Origin of the sequence: Erythrobacter sp. SCSIO 43205 (assembly GCF_019904235.1) — a bacterium.
Taxonomy (GTDB): Bacteria; Pseudomonadota; Alphaproteobacteria; order Sphingomonadales; family Sphingomonadaceae; genus Erythrobacter.
On record NZ_CP063202.1, the window covers coordinates 888603 to 903491 of the forward strand.

At 54.4% G+C, this 14889-nt stretch carries 12 protein-coding genes; 6 read left to right on the forward strand and 6 right to left on the reverse strand.

Going from position 1 to position 14889, the window contains the following annotated elements; translation table 11 throughout:
• Nucleotides 1–6: 6 nt before the first annotated feature.
• The gene (gene ccoN, locus INR77_RS04175) at nucleotides 7–1686 is read right to left on the reverse strand and encodes a cytochrome-c oxidase, cbb3-type subunit I (RefSeq protein ID WP_223072668.1); all 1680 of its coding nucleotides are present in this window, start codon (nucleotides 1684–1686) and stop codon (nucleotides 7–9) included.
• A 259-nt stretch (nucleotides 1687–1945) separates the two neighbouring features.
• On the reverse strand, nucleotides 1946–2644 hold the full coding sequence (locus tag INR77_RS04180) for a helix-turn-helix domain-containing protein (RefSeq protein ID WP_223072669.1): 699 nt from the start codon (nucleotides 2642–2644) through the stop codon (nucleotides 1946–1948).
• Nucleotides 2645–2969: 325 nt separating this feature from the next.
• Here INR77_RS04180 and INR77_RS04185 point away from each other — a divergent pair, with 325 nt between their 5' ends.
• From INR77_RS04185 to INR77_RS04200, 4 genes are all read left to right on the forward strand, one after another.
• Entirely contained in the window at nucleotides 2970–3641 is a 672-nt protein-coding gene (locus INR77_RS04185; protein ID WP_223072670.1) for an OmpW family protein, read from the forward strand.
• Nucleotides 3642–3693: 52 nt separating this feature from the next.
• A complete protein-coding gene (locus INR77_RS04190; RefSeq protein WP_223072671.1) occupies nucleotides 3694–4503 on the forward strand; it encodes a DUF2189 domain-containing protein in 810 nt (269 codons plus the stop codon).
• Nucleotides 4504–4519: 16 nt separating this feature from the next.
• The gene (locus INR77_RS04195; protein ID WP_223072673.1) at nucleotides 4520–6382 is read left to right on the forward strand and encodes a putative nucleotidyltransferase substrate binding domain-containing protein; all 1863 of its coding nucleotides are present in this window, start codon (nucleotides 4520–4522) and stop codon (nucleotides 6380–6382) included.
• Between the two features lie 61 nt (nucleotides 6383–6443).
• A complete protein-coding gene (locus INR77_RS04200; protein ID WP_223072674.1) occupies nucleotides 6444–7046 on the forward strand; it encodes an exonuclease domain-containing protein in 603 nt (200 codons plus the stop codon).
• 18 nt (nucleotides 7047–7064) lie between these two features.
• Here the strand turns inward: INR77_RS04200 and INR77_RS04205 are convergent, their stop codons facing one another.
• From INR77_RS04205 to INR77_RS04220, 4 genes are all read right to left on the reverse strand, one after another.
• Nucleotides 7065–10043: a hypothetical protein gene (locus tag INR77_RS04205; RefSeq protein ID WP_223072676.1), complete on the reverse strand. Its 2979-nt coding sequence runs from the start codon at nucleotides 10041–10043 to the stop codon at nucleotides 7065–7067.
• Nucleotides 10044–10427: 384 nt separating this feature from the next.
• A complete protein-coding gene (locus INR77_RS04210; protein ID WP_223072678.1) occupies nucleotides 10428–11228 on the reverse strand; it encodes a sigma-70 family RNA polymerase sigma factor in 801 nt (266 codons plus the stop codon).
• Nucleotides 11229–11717: 489 nt separating this feature from the next.
• Nucleotides 11718–12215: a DUF892 family protein gene (locus INR77_RS04215; RefSeq protein WP_223072679.1), complete on the reverse strand. Its 498-nt coding sequence runs from the start codon at nucleotides 12213–12215 to the stop codon at nucleotides 11718–11720.
• An 84-nt stretch (nucleotides 12216–12299) separates the two neighbouring features.
• The gene (locus INR77_RS04220; RefSeq protein WP_223072680.1) at nucleotides 12300–12455 is read right to left on the reverse strand and encodes a DUF1328 domain-containing protein; all 156 of its coding nucleotides are present in this window, start codon (nucleotides 12453–12455) and stop codon (nucleotides 12300–12302) included.
• 647 nt (nucleotides 12456–13102) lie between these two features.
• On the opposite strand from INR77_RS04220, the gene INR77_RS16005 reads away from it, so the two are divergent.
• Together INR77_RS16005 and INR77_RS04230 are read left to right on the forward strand one after the other, a co-directional pair.
• On the forward strand, nucleotides 13103–13354 hold the full coding sequence (locus INR77_RS16005; protein WP_223072681.1) for a helix-turn-helix domain-containing protein: 252 nt from the start codon (nucleotides 13103–13105) through the stop codon (nucleotides 13352–13354).
• A complete protein-coding gene (locus INR77_RS04230; protein ID WP_223072682.1) occupies nucleotides 13354–14685 on the forward strand; it encodes a type II toxin-antitoxin system HipA family toxin in 1332 nt (443 codons plus the stop codon). Before INR77_RS16005 ends, INR77_RS04230 begins: the two co-directional genes overlap by 1 nt.
• Nucleotides 14686–14889 lie beyond the last annotated feature (204 nt).

The following is a 14889-nucleotide window of genomic DNA, read 5'->3' on the forward strand; positions in this document are numbered from 1 at the left end:
AGCTCCTTATTCTGCTGGTTCAGCTTGGGGTTGGGCGGCGGAAGGTGCGGGCAGCGGACGGTCCGCGTCCTCGTCAAATTCCATGTCGCTCATCGGGGCCTCTTGGCGCTGGTGTCCAGCAATCGTCATCCAGATGTTATAGGCCATGATGACCGCGCCAGAGAGGTAGAGAAGGCCACCAGCTGCGCGCATCAGATACATCGGGTGAAGCGCTGCAACACTGTCGACGAAGCTGTTCACGAGGTATCCGTCAGCGCCATATTCACGCCACATCAGGCCTTGGGTAATCCCGGCAACCCACATACTGGCCGCGTAAAGAACGATGCCGAGCGTTGCGAGCCAGAAGTGCCAGTTGATCATGCGAAGCGAATAGAGACGCTCTTTCTTCCAAAGTTTGGGCACGAGGAAATAGACACAGGCAAAGGTGATCATGCCGTTCCATCCAAGCGCGCCAGAGTGCACGTGGCCAATCGTCCAGTCGGTGTAGTGCGAAAGCGAGTTCACCGCTTTGATCGAGAGCATCGGCCCTTCAAAGGTGCTCATTCCATAGAATGCGAGCGCCATGACCATCATGCGGATGATCGGGTCGGTGCGGATCTTGTCCCATGCGCCATTGAGCGTCATCAGACCGTTGATCATACCGCCCCAGCTTGGCATCCACAGCATGATCGAGAACACCATGCCCAGCGTCTGTGCCCAGTCGGGAAGCGCTGTGTAGTGAAGGTGGTGTGGACCTGCCCAGATGTAGAGGAAGATCAGCGACCAAAAGTGGATGATCGACAGACGGTACGAATAAACCGGACGGTTCGCTTGCTTGGGGACGAAGTAATACATCATCGCGAGGAACCCTGCGGTCAGGAAGAAACCCACCGCATTGTGGCCATACCACCACTGCGTCAAAGCATCCTGAACGCCTGCAAAAGCCGAGTAGCTGCGCGATCCCAAAAGGCTTACTGGCATTGCCAGATTGTTGACCACGTGCAGCATCGCGATGGTCACGATGAATGCGAGGTAAAACCAGTTGGCGACATAGATATGCGGTTCGCGGCGCTTCAGAAGCGTGCCGACGAAGACGGCAAGATAGGCAACCCAAACCACGGTCAGCCACAGATCAACATACCATTCAGGCTCGGCATACTCTTTGGACTGCGTAACGCCCAAAAGGTATCCGGTCGCCGCCAAAACGATGAAAAGCTGGTAGCCCCAGAACACAAACCGCGCGAGGCCCGGCAGGGCAAGCGTTGTGCGGCAAGTGCGCTGAACGACATAGAAGCTGGTTGCCAGAAGCGCGTTGCCACCAAAGGCAAAAATCACCGCTGAAGTGTGAAGCGGGCGAACGCGGCCAAAGTTGAGATAAGGCTCAAAATTCAACCAGGGGAACGCCAGCTGCGCTGCGATGAACACACCTGCCAGCAAACCCGCAAGCCCCCAGAACATCGTTGCGATCACGCCCCAGCGCACGACATCATCGTCGTATTTCGCTGGGCCTGACGGCATCTTGAAGATGCTCGATGCCTTAGCGAGCGGATTAAACGTGCCCAATGTTGCCACCATCATGATGACAAGCACGAGGCCGATAATTCCCATGTGAACGGCAAATCCGGTGTCCTGTGCACCAGCGATAGCCGCAATGACAGCGAGTAAGGCGAGGGCATAGAACCCCAGCCGACCGAGTACAGCTTCCATAATGTCGATCCCTTTTTGATCTGATGCCCTGTTGGAGAACCAGATCGATCCCGTATTTGACTCAAATCAAAGTGCCGCGAAATTTGCGTCACTTTCTCCCAATCGGCCCAAGGTCAAACTGTCATTTCCCTCAGACAAATCGGTCATACAGCGCCTCAAATTCCCGTCCATACGGCGCAATACTGTCCAGATAAGTTGACACACCTTGCCATGCCGCTCAATCGAGTGCATTGATCTGCATCAAATTTGCGAAATTTTATCAGGCCGCTTCCAGCAAGTGTCCTGCTCTGGCCTTCAAGGCTTCCATGTCTGTCAGAACGACCCGTGATCGGCCCGGCGTCTGAATGATCCCGGCACTTCTAAGGTCGGTTAGCTGGCGGCTTACAGTTTCAATGGTAAGGCCAAGGCTGTCGGCGATATCGCGCCGGGACATGGGCAGTTCCATTGTTATGCCATCGGGCGCACCATCGCCGATTCGCTCGGCCATGCTGATAAGAAAGCTTGCGATGCGCTCCCCTGCTGTTTTGCGGCCAAGCGCAATCGTTTTTTCCCGACACCGGGCGAGCGCTTTGAGCGCCCGGTCCAGCATATCGGAGATCATAACTGCCTCTTCTTGGGCCAGTCGAAAAAACTCTTGTGCAGGAAAATAAATGAGCTCGCAGTCTTCGAGCGCAATTAGCGAATAAACGTGCGCGGCTTTAGCCGGCACTGAAACCATGTCGCCTTCAAAGTTGAAGGCAACGATTTGTTCGCGCCCTTGTGACGCTTGTGCCACCAGCTTGGTGCTGCCGCGTGCGATAAAGATGATTTGATCTGAGCCATTTCCTTTGAATGGTGCATCACCTTCGCGCGCGCTTGCATAACGGGCGACCGCTTGAAACTTGAGGTGCGTCGCATCGCTCACATTCAAGGGTAAAGCCTTGGTGGCAAAGCGTTCAAACAATTCCGGAAAAGTCATGCCAAGATGCCTTCGTATAGATTTAGTCTGGGCGAGTACCGCCAGAAAAGCTTGACCTGACTGGTGCAAAATAGGTGGAATTACATTGATCTGAATCAATGTTTACTCGTTTCCTCGCGGTTATCTGCCCTTTCAACAGCAAAGTCCTGGGCCGCATCGGGTGGCCACTGCTGTTTGGACGAACGAAGCGACGAAGAGATGAATGGGTAGGGCGCCGGCCTAAGCCAATCGGCTCTCCAACCGGCTGACGACGAGCGTATCAATTACCGTAGTCTGATCCGCCAAGCCTTTCGGAAAATCGAAGCTTAATCAGGGATTTGAAGTAATGAAAAAGACACTGTTTTGCGCCGCAACTGCTGCAATGGCGTTCGTGAGCACACCTGCTCTGGCACAAGAGGCCGGTGACATTCAGGTCAAAGTTGTCGGGACGCTGGTTGCGCCTGATGGCGAGATTGAAACTGTTGTAAGCGATGCTGTGGGTCTGCCAGCTGGCACTGATACTGCCTCTAATGACAATTTCGTGCCTACTGTTGCGATTGAGTATTTCGTTTCCGAAAACTTCTCGATTGAAACCATCGCTGGCACCACACAGCACGACGTTGATGCCGTCTCTGGTTTGCCCGCTGGCACCGAAGTTGTCTCTGACGCTCTGCTTCTGCCTGCCACCTTCACCGCAAAAGCGCACTTCGATCTTGGCGGCGTGAAACCATATGTTGGCGCAGGCGGTGCTTACTTCATCTGGCTTCGCGATAAACCCGGCGCAGGTGTCGTACCGCTGGGTGCAACCGATGCGGACCTCTCAAACGAGTTCGGCTTCGTGCTTCAAGCTGGTGTTGACGTACCCGTCGGCGAAAGCGGTTTTGGCGTCACCTTCGATGCCAAGCGCTATTTCATCGACACCACTCTTCAGGTGAGTGCGGGCAACACCGTGGTTCTTGAAACCGATCACAAACTTGACCCATGGGTGGTCAGCGCAGGGGTTTCATACCGCTTTTGACGTAAGACTATGAAATGATAGTCTTGCAGCTTGGATAAGGGGAGAGCTGCAGATGACAGGGGTTAGTCAACCGGACGATACATCGCTCAAACGCGTGCATGATCGGAAACCTGGCCAAGCCAGTACCGATTTGACCGTGGCGCATTTATGGGCGGCGCTTCGTCTTGGGTTGGCTGACTTTCTGGCAAAGCCGCAATATGGGCTGTTCTTCGGCAGCCTGTTTGCGGCCTCTGGCCTGGCTCTCACCTACCTCCTGCTAGCGCGCGGAGAGGTTTCCTGGCTTATCCCGGCAGCAGCAGGCTTTCCGCTGCTTGCCCCTTTTACCGCTGTTGGCCTTTATGAAGTCAGCCGCCGAAGCGAGCTTGGCCTGCCAATTGGATGGACAGCGGTCCTGACTGCGATCCGAACCCGCAATGACGATCAGATCCTGAGCATGGGCGTGCTCATCTTCGTAGGGTTTGGCTTCTGGGTCATCATCGCCCACCTCATCTTTTCGATTTTTCTGGTCGAAGCGGGCGCCGGTTCTGAATCGCTGGCGTTTCTGCTTACCCCCTCAGGTTTGACCATGCTGGCTGTGGGAAGCGCATTTGGTGCGGTGATCGCTTTCGTGTTCTTTGCGACAACCGTCTTTAGCCTTCCGATGCTGGTAGAGCGGGACGTGGATGTTTTGACCGCCATTTTCACAAGCCTTGCCGTGGTCAGGGACAATTTGGCCGTCCTGCTGTTGTGGGCTTTTGTGATCGGCGCTTTGCTGTTTGTGGCGATGGTCCCAGCGTTCTTGGGCTTGCTCGTGATTTTGCCCGTGCTAGGCCATGCGACATGGCATCTTTACCGGGCAGCGGTGCCACCTGCTGCGCATTGACGCGGCGGGCGACACCATGAGTATCGAAATCACCGAAATTGCGAAGTTTCTCAAAGGCACAACGGCCTTTCAGATGCTTACTGATGACGAACGCGCGCAGACTTCGCGTGAAATTACGATCCGATACGTTCGCGCTGGCGAGACTATCTTGCAGGCAGGCAAACATAACCAATACCTTTTTATGGTGCGTTCGGGCGCGGTGGAATTGCGGCTGGCAGGCGAGGAATTGACCGCGCGGCTCGGCCCGGGCTCCGCCTTTGCTTACCCCTCTCTTTTGCGCGGGGGAGAGGTGCATAACACGACAAGCGCGCTCGAAGACACGCTGCTCTATGCCATCCCGGCCAGCCGGTTTCATGCGCTCAGAGAAGTGAACCAAGCCTTCAAGCAGTTTTTTGCTGAGGATGAAACGCAGCGCCTTCGCTACGCCTTGAAGCAGCGGCGGGACACGTCCGGGTTCCAACTCGACGCCAAAGAAGTCGGTGCGCTCGTAGGAGGGGCAACTCCCGTCACTTGCGAAACCACTGTGACTATCGCCGAGGCTGTGCAACTCATGCACAGCCATGATGTCAGCACGCTTGCGATTTGTGATGGTTCAGCCTTGCGCGGAATTTTCACTGACAAAGACCTTCGCAATCGTGTCGTTGCAAAAGGGCAGTCGCTTGACCAGCCAATTGCCTCGGTAATGACTGAGGGGCCAAAGACGCTGTCGGTTCATGCAAGCGCTGCCGAAGCGATGGCGATGATGGCGGGGGGAGGTTTCAGACACATCCCTCTGGTTGATCAAGCGGGCGCATTGACCGCCATTTTGAGTGCGACCGACATCCTTTCGGCAATTGGCAATAATGCGATTGATACAGGCATGATGATCGCCAAGTCGCGCAGCCGCGCCGAACTGGTCGAAGCCGCATCGCATATCGTCGAAAGCTTTGCCGCCATGGTTGCCTCAGGGCTCCATGCAGCGCAGGCGATGCGCTTTACCTCGGCGCTGGGCGAAGCGACACACAGGCGCGCAATTGAGCTCGCAGAAGAGGAATTGGGCCCGGCTCCTTGCCCTTACGCTTTCGTTGTTTTTGGTTCGCTCGCGCGCGAAGAACAGCTTGTGGGCTCTGATCAGGACAATGGCTTCATTATTTCCGATGAGGCGAGTGAGGCGGATTTTGCCTATTTCGAGGCACTTGGCGCTCTTGCGAGTGATACCCTCAACGAGTGCGGTTTCGTTTACTGCAAAGGCGGAATCATGGTGAAAAATGCAGAGCAACGCCGCACTTTGTCCCAATGGCGTCAGCGCTATGAAGACTGGATCGCCCGTCCCAATGAAGACCGCATTTTGAGGGCCACGATCTTTTTCGATATGCGCCATGTTTATGGCGATGCAGATCTCACAAGGACGCTTCACGATTACACTCTGGCACAGTTCAAGGATAGCCCGCTGTTTGTAAGCTATCTTGCGCGTGACGCTTTGCGAACTCAGGTGCCCTTGGGTTTTTTCCGAAATCTCGTACTTGAAACCACGCAAGACGGTGAGAAAGTTTTCGACGCCAAGCGGCAGGCGATTATCCCCATCGTTGATATTGCGCGCACTCATGCGCTTGCAGCAGGGGTGGGCGAGGTTGGCACAATTGAGCGGCTGCACGCGCTCGCCAAGGCTGGCAAAATGCACCATGGCGATGCGCAAAGTCTTGAAGATGCGTTGATCCTTGTCAACGAAATGCGAATTCAGCATCAGGCCCGCCAGGTGCAGGCGGGTAGGGCGCCCGACAATCTGATCGCGGCAAGCGACCTCTCCTCTCTTGAGAGGGATTACTTGAAAGACGCTTTTGCGGTCGTGCGACAGGCGCTTGATGCGCTCAGGCGCAATTTTGCAGGCGGGATTGCCTAGCGTGTTTGCCTCGTGGCGGTTCGATCGGGCGTTAAGCGCGCTCTCGCACAGCGAACATTCGGTGATCCGGGACTACGCGCGCAAAAGCTGGCCGACGCGCGATACACCAGTTTACGATGCGCCCTTGCTGGCGCTTGATTTTGAGCTTGATGGACTCTCAAAGGATGCACATTTGTTGCAAGCGGGATGGGTGCCATTTGCGGGACGCGCGGTCACCCTTTGCGAAGCGCGCAGCATCGATATCCGCAGCGACGCCGTGCTCGATGATGGCGCGGTTGTGATCCACGGAATCGGCGAACAGCGCGCAGCCAGAGGCGAGAAGATTTCTGTGGTTCTTGCCGATCTGATTGAGGTGCTTGCAGGACGGGTGCTGGTCGCTCACGCAGCACGCATCGAAGTGAGCGCCATCAAAAGAGCTGCGCGTGCGGTGTTCGACGTGGATTTGCCCATCCGCTCGATCTGCACCCTGCATTTGGAACAGCGATTAAACCCGAACTCTCCTGCGCGAGAGGCCTACAGGCTCGCCAATGCGCGCGGGCGGTATGGATTGCCAGATTACACCGCACACGACGCGTTGACTGATGCAATAGCGGCAGCTGAGTTGTTTCAGGCGCAGATGTCGCGAATGGGTGAAGAGACGAAGTTGTCGCAGGTTGAGCGTTAGACCATAATTTTCACCCGTTCACGCAACCACGAACTGGTCAATCACCTTGTCGCCTTGAGTGGATTTGAAGACTACCACAAGTCTGGGTGCATCGGCCTCAAAGATGAAATTGAGCATCTGCAAGAAAGTGAGCGTTCGCCCCGCTATCCCGTCTGTGAAGCGAGTGATATTGTCGATGTCGGCGAGGCTGTCAGCCCTTCCGCCGCCAAGACGGATAATCTTCATTATCGCCTCATCCTTTGCCATGACGTGGCGGCGAACAGCGTTGCGGTCGAATTCGCCGTTGGCACCAACAGGTGCGTTGAAGATCTTGCGCGAGGCATCCAGAAATTCAGGCAGGGCCTTTGCGCGCCGGACCATTTGACGAACCCTCTCGTGAGCAAAGGCGCGAACTGCGGGACGGCTGTTTCTGCGCGGGCCGGGTCGTTTTACACCGTGGCGACGCGTGATCTTCTTCTCAAAGAGGATTTTATAGTCGCGCGTTTGTGCAGGGCTTGCCAGTTGATCCTTTTCCTCACGATTGAAATCGCGGCCCGCATCATCAAGAAATTCCGCCCACTCACTGGCGGTGAAGGCGCCGTTGCGCTCAAACTGGCGCATCATCATGTCGAACAGGTCAACATCCTCGTGCTGCTTTTGGGAAAGCTGTTTCACAATTGCATCGGTGCCAAACATCAAGCGAAGCTCCATTTCGCCTGAAAGTTTCGCTCGACCGCCCGGATTGGCGATCCAGTCGTCGACGCGGGCCAGGGCAAGAACCTGCGCTTGCGGATCAAGCAGCGTGGGGATCGACGCATCATCGGTTGGAAGGAATGGCGTTCGTGAAAGATCGTGCAAGAAAGCGGTCACCTCATCGCGCTCCAAATGATCTTCGTCATAGATCATTTGAAAGCTGAGCATTTCCTCAAACAGCCTTTGTGCATCGCGCTGAGCGGTCTTTCTTGCGTGCAACAGTGAGACATCGCTTAAGAAGTTGAAACTGCGTTTGTCGCCCCTTTTTGTGAGCGTGCGAGATGCAAGCCCTTGTGCGTCAAGTTCCAGCCTCCCATCAGCAAATGTGACAGTTTCGACAGAAGCTTTGAGTGTCTCGCGCCCGCCGATTGATACGCCAGCAAAGCTGACCTTGAAGCCCCACTCACGCTCGCGCCGGGTAAAGCGGCCAAGCTTCGTTCTGGCACCATCAAGCGAAAAGCCATCAACACGTGCGCCAGCAAATATCTGGCGCTCCACCTCCTGATAACCGCCCGCCATAAGCGAGTGGTAAAGCGCCGCTGCCTCGGCTGTGCGTTTGGTAAATTCGCCTGCGAACTCGAAATTGACACCGCTTTCGAGCACATCCTCAATATCGATCTCAGCGGTGAGGGTGGTCTTCGTCGCATCCTCGAGCTTTGCGACAAGCGCACGAAAGCGTTTGAAGTGGCTTTCGATGACTTCGCTCACACCCTTGGTGAGATTGTCGAGGCTTGCCACCGCATCATTGGTGCTCGCCCCAATGCGGCCAAGTTCATCACCAAGCTCAACCAGAGCCTGCGCGTCATCCTTGGCATCGTTATAAATACTTCTGACTTTGCCGCGCAGTTTGTTGAGCACCTTGTCGAGCAGACCTTTGACTGCATCTTCAAGCTTGGCGTTTGCGTCCTCTCCTAAAATGCTGACGACCGGCAGTTCATTCAAAACCTGATCGAGGATGTTAGACACCGCCTCTTCACGGCCTGAAAGATAGTCGCCAGCAAAGCTGTCAATTTTGTCGGTGAGAAGGGTGCCAAGCCATTTGGAGACTTCGCTTTTTTCGCCCGCCTTCAAGCCCAGCGCAATGCTCGCATCGCTCTCCAGCGCCTTGGCAAGAGATTGATCCCCAACCAGCTCGCCGATCACGTTTTTGACCTCGTCGCTCAGCTGATCTCGCAAGAATGTGCCGGGTGAGAGATAGGGTTTGATCTCCTCAAAACCCTTTTCCCATTTATCGAGGCGCTGGGTCAGGACCGCGTGGAGTTTGCTTGCCGACTTGCTGAGATCAATCGTCAGTCCGCCCGTGGCAGCAAAGCGACGAACGGTCGATTTCTTGCGGCTGAGCGTAAACAAAACCGAATGTCCATCAGCAATCGGTCGCCCACGCCTCAGCGACAGGGACGCGCTCACCGGACGCTTTACGCTGGCCTCTAACTTTAAAGTTGGAGCTGCATCCAGCGCTGCGTCCTCGAAAACGGTCGCAATCGCAAGTTCAATCCCAATCTGGACGCTGCCTTCATAATCAAACGTTGCACCGAAGGCTCTGCTGTTTGCCGAACTTAGGTGACTCCACACTGAATTGAATTCGAACGGATTGATCAGGTCGTCGAGCGCGCCCGCGGTAGCTGCCACAAAAGGCAAATGGAAGGACGAGTAATCGTAATAACAAGCCAGTTTGAAGCTTTGCTCAGTGCTGGCGCCTGCCGAAATGCTGGCAAATTGCGCTGGAAGTTTCGCTTTGGCATCGGCGCTGCCGTCAAGGGACAGGCGAAGGGTGAGAAGGTCTTGATCGATCTCTTCGCTCTCATAGGGCCAATTACTGACCGCTTCGACTTCAAGGCTTGAATTCGCTTTGAGCGACAAGGACCATGGGGAATCCGGGCCGTTGCTGACACTCTCGTCAAGAGCGAACAGCGGCAGTTGGAGTGTGTCGTTGCCGTCTGGAAATTCGCCGTTGATCGGGCGAAGAAGCAGGTAGAGCGTATCGCGTTCCTCCTGTTCGACCTGGCCAAGCCAGCCGGAGAGCTTTGAATGAACATCCTCAAGGCCGACGTTGCCAAGCACGTCCGCGACTTGAGATGATTCCACCCCTTCAAAGACTTTGCGCGCCCACTCTTCGTAAGTCATGGGCTGCTGAAGCTGCTCAAGCTCATCCCTGATGTCAGCCCAACGCGCCTTCATCGCCTCAAACTGCTCCAGCGCGTCGCGAAGCTGAGTGAGATCAACGATTTTTTCTGCCTTAGAGAGAATGCCTTGAAGATCTGACATCAAGTGTGCCCTTTCCTATTCGCGTGTGTCTTGAAGCGCCAGCCGCATGGCAGGCGGCGTGCGGCTGGAACAGCCGAGCTAGAGACAGATCGAATTGGGAAGGGTTCTGGTGGCTAACGCGCGCATGAGGACACGCGAGCGCGTTTTCAGTCGACAAATTTGCACCCATAATACAGCCCCCCCCGAGCCGGCTCTTGAGCTACCATTGCCTGTAAAACGTGTCACATGACGCGGAATAAGTCCATTGCCTTGTGCCGCGCGACACAAGTGGGCAACACCGCCATGAGAAAGGCAGCCGAAACCGACTGCTCAATCTGTTGATTGACCCAAGGGTCAATTGTTGAGTGCAAGTCTGAGCTAACAGAATGTCTCGCGCTTATGCTCTTACGCGGCGCGATTATGAGAAGAGGGTGAGCCCTGTTCGAGATTGAGAACGTCCTCAATGTTTCCGCCCTGTTCGACCTCTTTGACAGCAGCCACGAAAGTTTCGGCGATTTCCGTCGCGTCTTCGGTTTGGTCGATCGGCATTTTGACGCGGCCACCCTCGACAATATCGCCAAGCGCCGATCGGGCCCTGGAAACACGGCTTTTCACAGTGCCGGGCGCGCAGCCAAGGATTTGTGCTGCGTCATCATAGGTAAGGTCACCGGGGCCAACCAGCAAAACGGCCTCCAACTGATCATTGGGCAACTCGGACATTGCTCGTTGCAAGTCAGCAAGATTGAAGGTGGTTGTTTGCGACGGCGGCGCGGAGAGAATGTTCTCCGCTGCGCGTTCATCATAGTCAGATGCGAACTTTTTGCGTCTGCGCAAATGGTTGATCCAGGTGTTGCGCATGATGGTGAAGGCCCAGCTTAGAAAGTTGCTGCCCGGTTTGAACTGAGCCCGTGCGTTCCATGCTTTGAGCAGTGTTTCTTGCACAAGGTCGTCCGCCATGTCTTCGCGGCCGCACAGGCGTAAGGCAAACTTTCTCAAAGGTTCCTGAGAGGCGACAAATTGGCGTTTGAACGAGCGGCTGGATACTGACTTACGCCGCTTTGTTTTGGGGGCTTTCTCTGGCCATGGATGCCGCTGATTGGCACTAGCTTCGGTGCCTTCGACACCCAATGCGCCAGCAGTAGGAGCGGCGACAGAGCCGATTTGCGATGAAACGGCTTCTGAGTTTGGTTTGGGGCTGGGCGTCATTAAAAGCTCGCTGTTTGAATGTTGAGAGAACTGCAAGCTTAAGCGTTTGAGAGCAGCGTTTGTTCCGAACCACACAAATGTTAATCTTGGTGGGCTGCCGCTCAATCTTTCGGGTGATCGCCTTGATCTGGCCAGTTTGTGTCCATTGAGGTTACGTTCAGACACATGGGTGAAGAAGAGAAAAAGCCCGGCACCAGCGAGGCGGCACAGGGCTTTTCTTCGAGGAGCAACGAACGCCCCATCATAAGCGCGGATGCTAAAGCGCAAATAGACGTTCGAGCAGACTTGGCTCTTCCATGGGTCTAATCCGCCCATATTTCCGAAAGCGCAATGAGGCATCCGTGTGTGGGCGCGGCAGAGTCCATGGGTCAGGCTTGCTGCTGGTAATGGGAGCATTGGTCATAAGAGCCTCGAATAATTGAAGTTGTGAGGGATTTTCGCCGCATCGCCCGGACTTGACTGTGCGATGCGACAAAGAGGGTGCCACGATTACGCGGCGGCTGCTTGGTTGACTGCGCCTTTGGCAATTTGCGTCATGCGAAGATCGCCTTCATAGGTTTCATCAAGACATTCCTGCAGACGCTTTGCCTCTTCATCGAGGCCAAGACGGCTTGCAAAAGCAACCAGACAGCCCCAGCCCGCAATCGCATAGTGCGTCATGCGCTGATATTGAGTGATGATCATGGCATCGCGCGCGTCATTCTCTTCAAACTGGGCGTCAAGCGCATGGGCCTGAGCTTCTTTGACGAGCCCTTCCATCCCTTTGCAGAATTCGTCCGTCGGGTCGGCATCGTGCGAGCGCACGAGGTCTGTCGCCACGCCCATGCCCGACACAATGCCATTCGCGCCTGCCTTGAGCGCGTCTTTCAAATCCGCATTAGTCGCTGCCCCTGCGAGCTTTTCTGTCATGCTTTTGCTTTGCGAACAGGCGCTGTACAGGTCTTGGAGTTGGTCGATATATACGTCTTTCAATGTGGCGATTGCCATATTATTTTCCTTTCGATGATGGGGAGATGTCGCGGTTAAATGCGACCGCTTGATGCCCTTGATTGTGCGCAGGTGGCAGCATGATTAAGCGGGGCGTCGCAGGAAGCTGACGACTGCGAGGATAAGAAACACCGCGAGGCAGATGTATGCGATGTTGGCTGCCGCACCTGCGAGGCCACTAAAGCCCAGAACGCCTGCCATGAGTGCCAAAATAGCGAAGGTGATTGCCCAGCCTAGCATGATACATCTCCTGTGTTGTCGATACTCAACTTAGAAATCGGCAGAGGAGATCGTTCCAAAATTTTGAAAGTCTGAACGTTGGAAAACGGTTTCGGTATTGCTGGACAGAGCGTGAAACCCAAACAGCAAGCCAGTACTGTGACCGTCGCGACAAGCCCGATCAAATCGTGCAAGCCACGGCAAAATCGCATCAATTGCTTTGAGTATTCCGCTAAGCATCTTGAGGTGGATTGAAATCACACATCCCCAAGATGCGAAACCGCCCCATCGCGACTCTGACGGCAGAGATGAAAAAGACCAGTGGAGATTGGAAACAGAGAAATGGTGCCCAGAAGAGGACTCGATTAATCGATTTTTCCGATTATTAATCAGTAGCTTAAAAAATCGGGTTTTCATGAAAAGCCCCCAAAAGGCCCCCAGATTCGAAATAAGGTGTTGGTTCGAGTACTTTTTAGGGACTCGAACATATAAATTCTTCAATGATTTCAATGCTCCTTGGTTAGTGAAATTGCGATTTTTTGAGTCAGTTTATGCGATTTCTAACATAAAGAAGTTTTATGTGCTTTTCAGCATAAGTTTGCTTTATGCGGAAAATAGCATATTGCCATTTTATGTGATTTCTGACATATCCCTTGAGGAGCTCTACTATGCATCAAATTGTCAGATCGCCCAAACAGCTGGGAACACTCATTAGGCGCGAGCGTCGCCAACGTTCGTGGACGCAATCACATTTGGCGTCGCTCACTGGCCTAAGGCAAGAGTTCATCTCGAAGATCGAAGCAGGGCAAGAGGGGACCAAACTCGCAACAATCTATGCGATCTTCGCCGCTTTGGAACTCGAGCTGGTCGTGGAACAGCGCAACCCTGACCAAGCTCCAAGTATTGAGGATGTCTTTTGATGGGTCGGCGTAAGAGCCATGACCCACTGGACGTCTTGATCAACGGGAGGCTTGTGGGCCAACTGTCGAAAGCCAGTAATGGGGCGACGGCATTCCAATACGATCAGTCATGGCTGGATTGGGAGCCTGCGTTTGCCGTCTCACTCTCGCTACCCAAACGCGAGACACCCTATAAGGGGCAGGAGGTTGCCGCAGTCTTCGACAACTTGCTACCCGACAATCTCGATATCAGAAGGCGGATCGCCGAGCGGACCGGAGCAGCTGGCGCGGATCCCTACAGCCTCTTGGCAGAAATTGGTCGTGATTGTGTTGGCGCTATGCAGTTTCTTCATCCTGATGAAGATCATGAATTGACGGCAAGGCTGGAGGGCGAGGAGCAGTCTGAAGAGGACATCGAGCAAACTCTTGCAAGCCTCGCTCAAAAACCCCTCGGCATGGACAGAGAAGAAGGGTTCAGGATTTCCGTAGCAGGTGCGCAAGAAAAGACGGCTCTTCTTCTCCAAGATGGTAAATGGCTGAAGCCCAGAGGCATTATCCCAACCACTCACCTACTCAAACCACAACTTGGACAAATGCCGACACCCTCAGGCATTATCGACATGAGCTCAAGCGTCGACAATGAACACTACTGCCTAACGTTACTCGAAGAATTCGGGATCAAAGTTGCCAAGACCTGGATTGAGACCTTTGGCAAACGCCGAGTACTCGTGGTTGAGCGCTTCGACCGGCTTCAACGAGGCCTAACCGACATCCTTCGACTGCCACAGGAAGACACGTGCCAAGCACTCGGAATACCACCCAGTCTCAAATATCAAAGTAATGGCGGGCCAAGCGCCGACCAAATCCTCAAACTGCTCCAACGCGCAGATAGCCCGCTAGCAGACCAACAATCGTTCCTTTCCGCTCTCATCCTGTTTTGGCTGATCGGTGCGACTGACGGCCACGGAAAGAACTTCTCGATCTTCCTTCGCCCTTTCGATCGGTACGGCCTAACCCCAATCTATGATGTGCTCACAGCGCAGCCCGCTTTTGAGCAAAGGCAAATCCCAAAGAACAAATTCAAGCTCGCAATGTCAGCGGGCAAGAAGCCGCATTATGTGGTCTCAGAGGTCGCTGGCCGGCACTTTGTTCAAACAGCCCAGAAAGCTGGAATGGGGCCAACGATTATTCATCAATGTTTCGAAAGGATATTCGAGAACATTGAAACCGCTCCAGCTCGCGCGCTCGAGCGCATGCCAGATGATTTCGATATAAGCGTTCACGAAAGCGTCGACCGCGCAATCAGAAGCCGCATCGCAGTCTTTGAAGCAGGGCTAAGAGAGCTTTTGTGAGAAGCGGTGATGGCACACCTAATTGGACCCATAAGTGCTGCTCCCGACAATCGGGCAGGTCAATGGAATCAGAGGGCAATGCTTGGCGTTGGCTACCATCAATAAAATCGCAAAAAAGCTGAAGTGGTCTCGTTAATCCATCGTGATCGCAGCACGCTTAGCAACGTGTGAAAGGTATGCGAACTTAACAAAAGGCCCACATGA

Coding starts and splice junctions, on each gene's coding strand:
- INR77_RS04220 (WP_223072680.1), bottom strand. CDS start 12,455: ATGCTAGGCTGGGCAATCACCTTCGCTATTTTGGCACTCATGGCAGGC.
- INR77_RS04215 (WP_223072679.1), bottom strand. CDS start 12,215: ATGGCAATCGCCACATTGAAAGACGTATATATCGACCAACTCCAAGAC.
- INR77_RS04185 (WP_223072670.1), top strand. CDS start 2,970: ATGAAAAAGACACTGTTTTGCGCCGCAACTGCTGCAATGGCGTTCGTG.
- INR77_RS16005 (WP_223072681.1), top strand. CDS start 13,103: ATGCATCAAATTGTCAGATCGCCCAAACAGCTGGGAACACTCATTAGG.
- INR77_RS04210 (WP_223072678.1), bottom strand. CDS start 11,228: ATGACGCCCAGCCCCAAACCAAACTCAGAAGCCGTTTCATCGCAAATC.
- INR77_RS04190 (WP_223072671.1), top strand. CDS start 3,694: ATGACAGGGGTTAGTCAACCGGACGATACATCGCTCAAACGCGTGCAT.
- INR77_RS04195 (WP_223072673.1), top strand. CDS start 4,520: ATGAGTATCGAAATCACCGAAATTGCGAAGTTTCTCAAAGGCACAACG.
- INR77_RS04205 (WP_223072676.1), bottom strand. CDS start 10,043: ATGTCAGATCTTCAAGGCATTCTCTCTAAGGCAGAAAAAATCGTTGAT.
- INR77_RS04180 (WP_223072669.1), bottom strand. CDS start 2,644: ATGACTTTTCCGGAATTGTTTGAACGCTTTGCCACCAAGGCTTTACCC.
- INR77_RS04230 (WP_223072682.1), top strand. CDS start 13,354: ATGGGTCGGCGTAAGAGCCATGACCCACTGGACGTCTTGATCAACGGG.
- ccoN (WP_223072668.1), bottom strand. CDS start 1,686: ATGGAAGCTGTACTCGGTCGGCTGGGGTTCTATGCCCTCGCCTTACTC.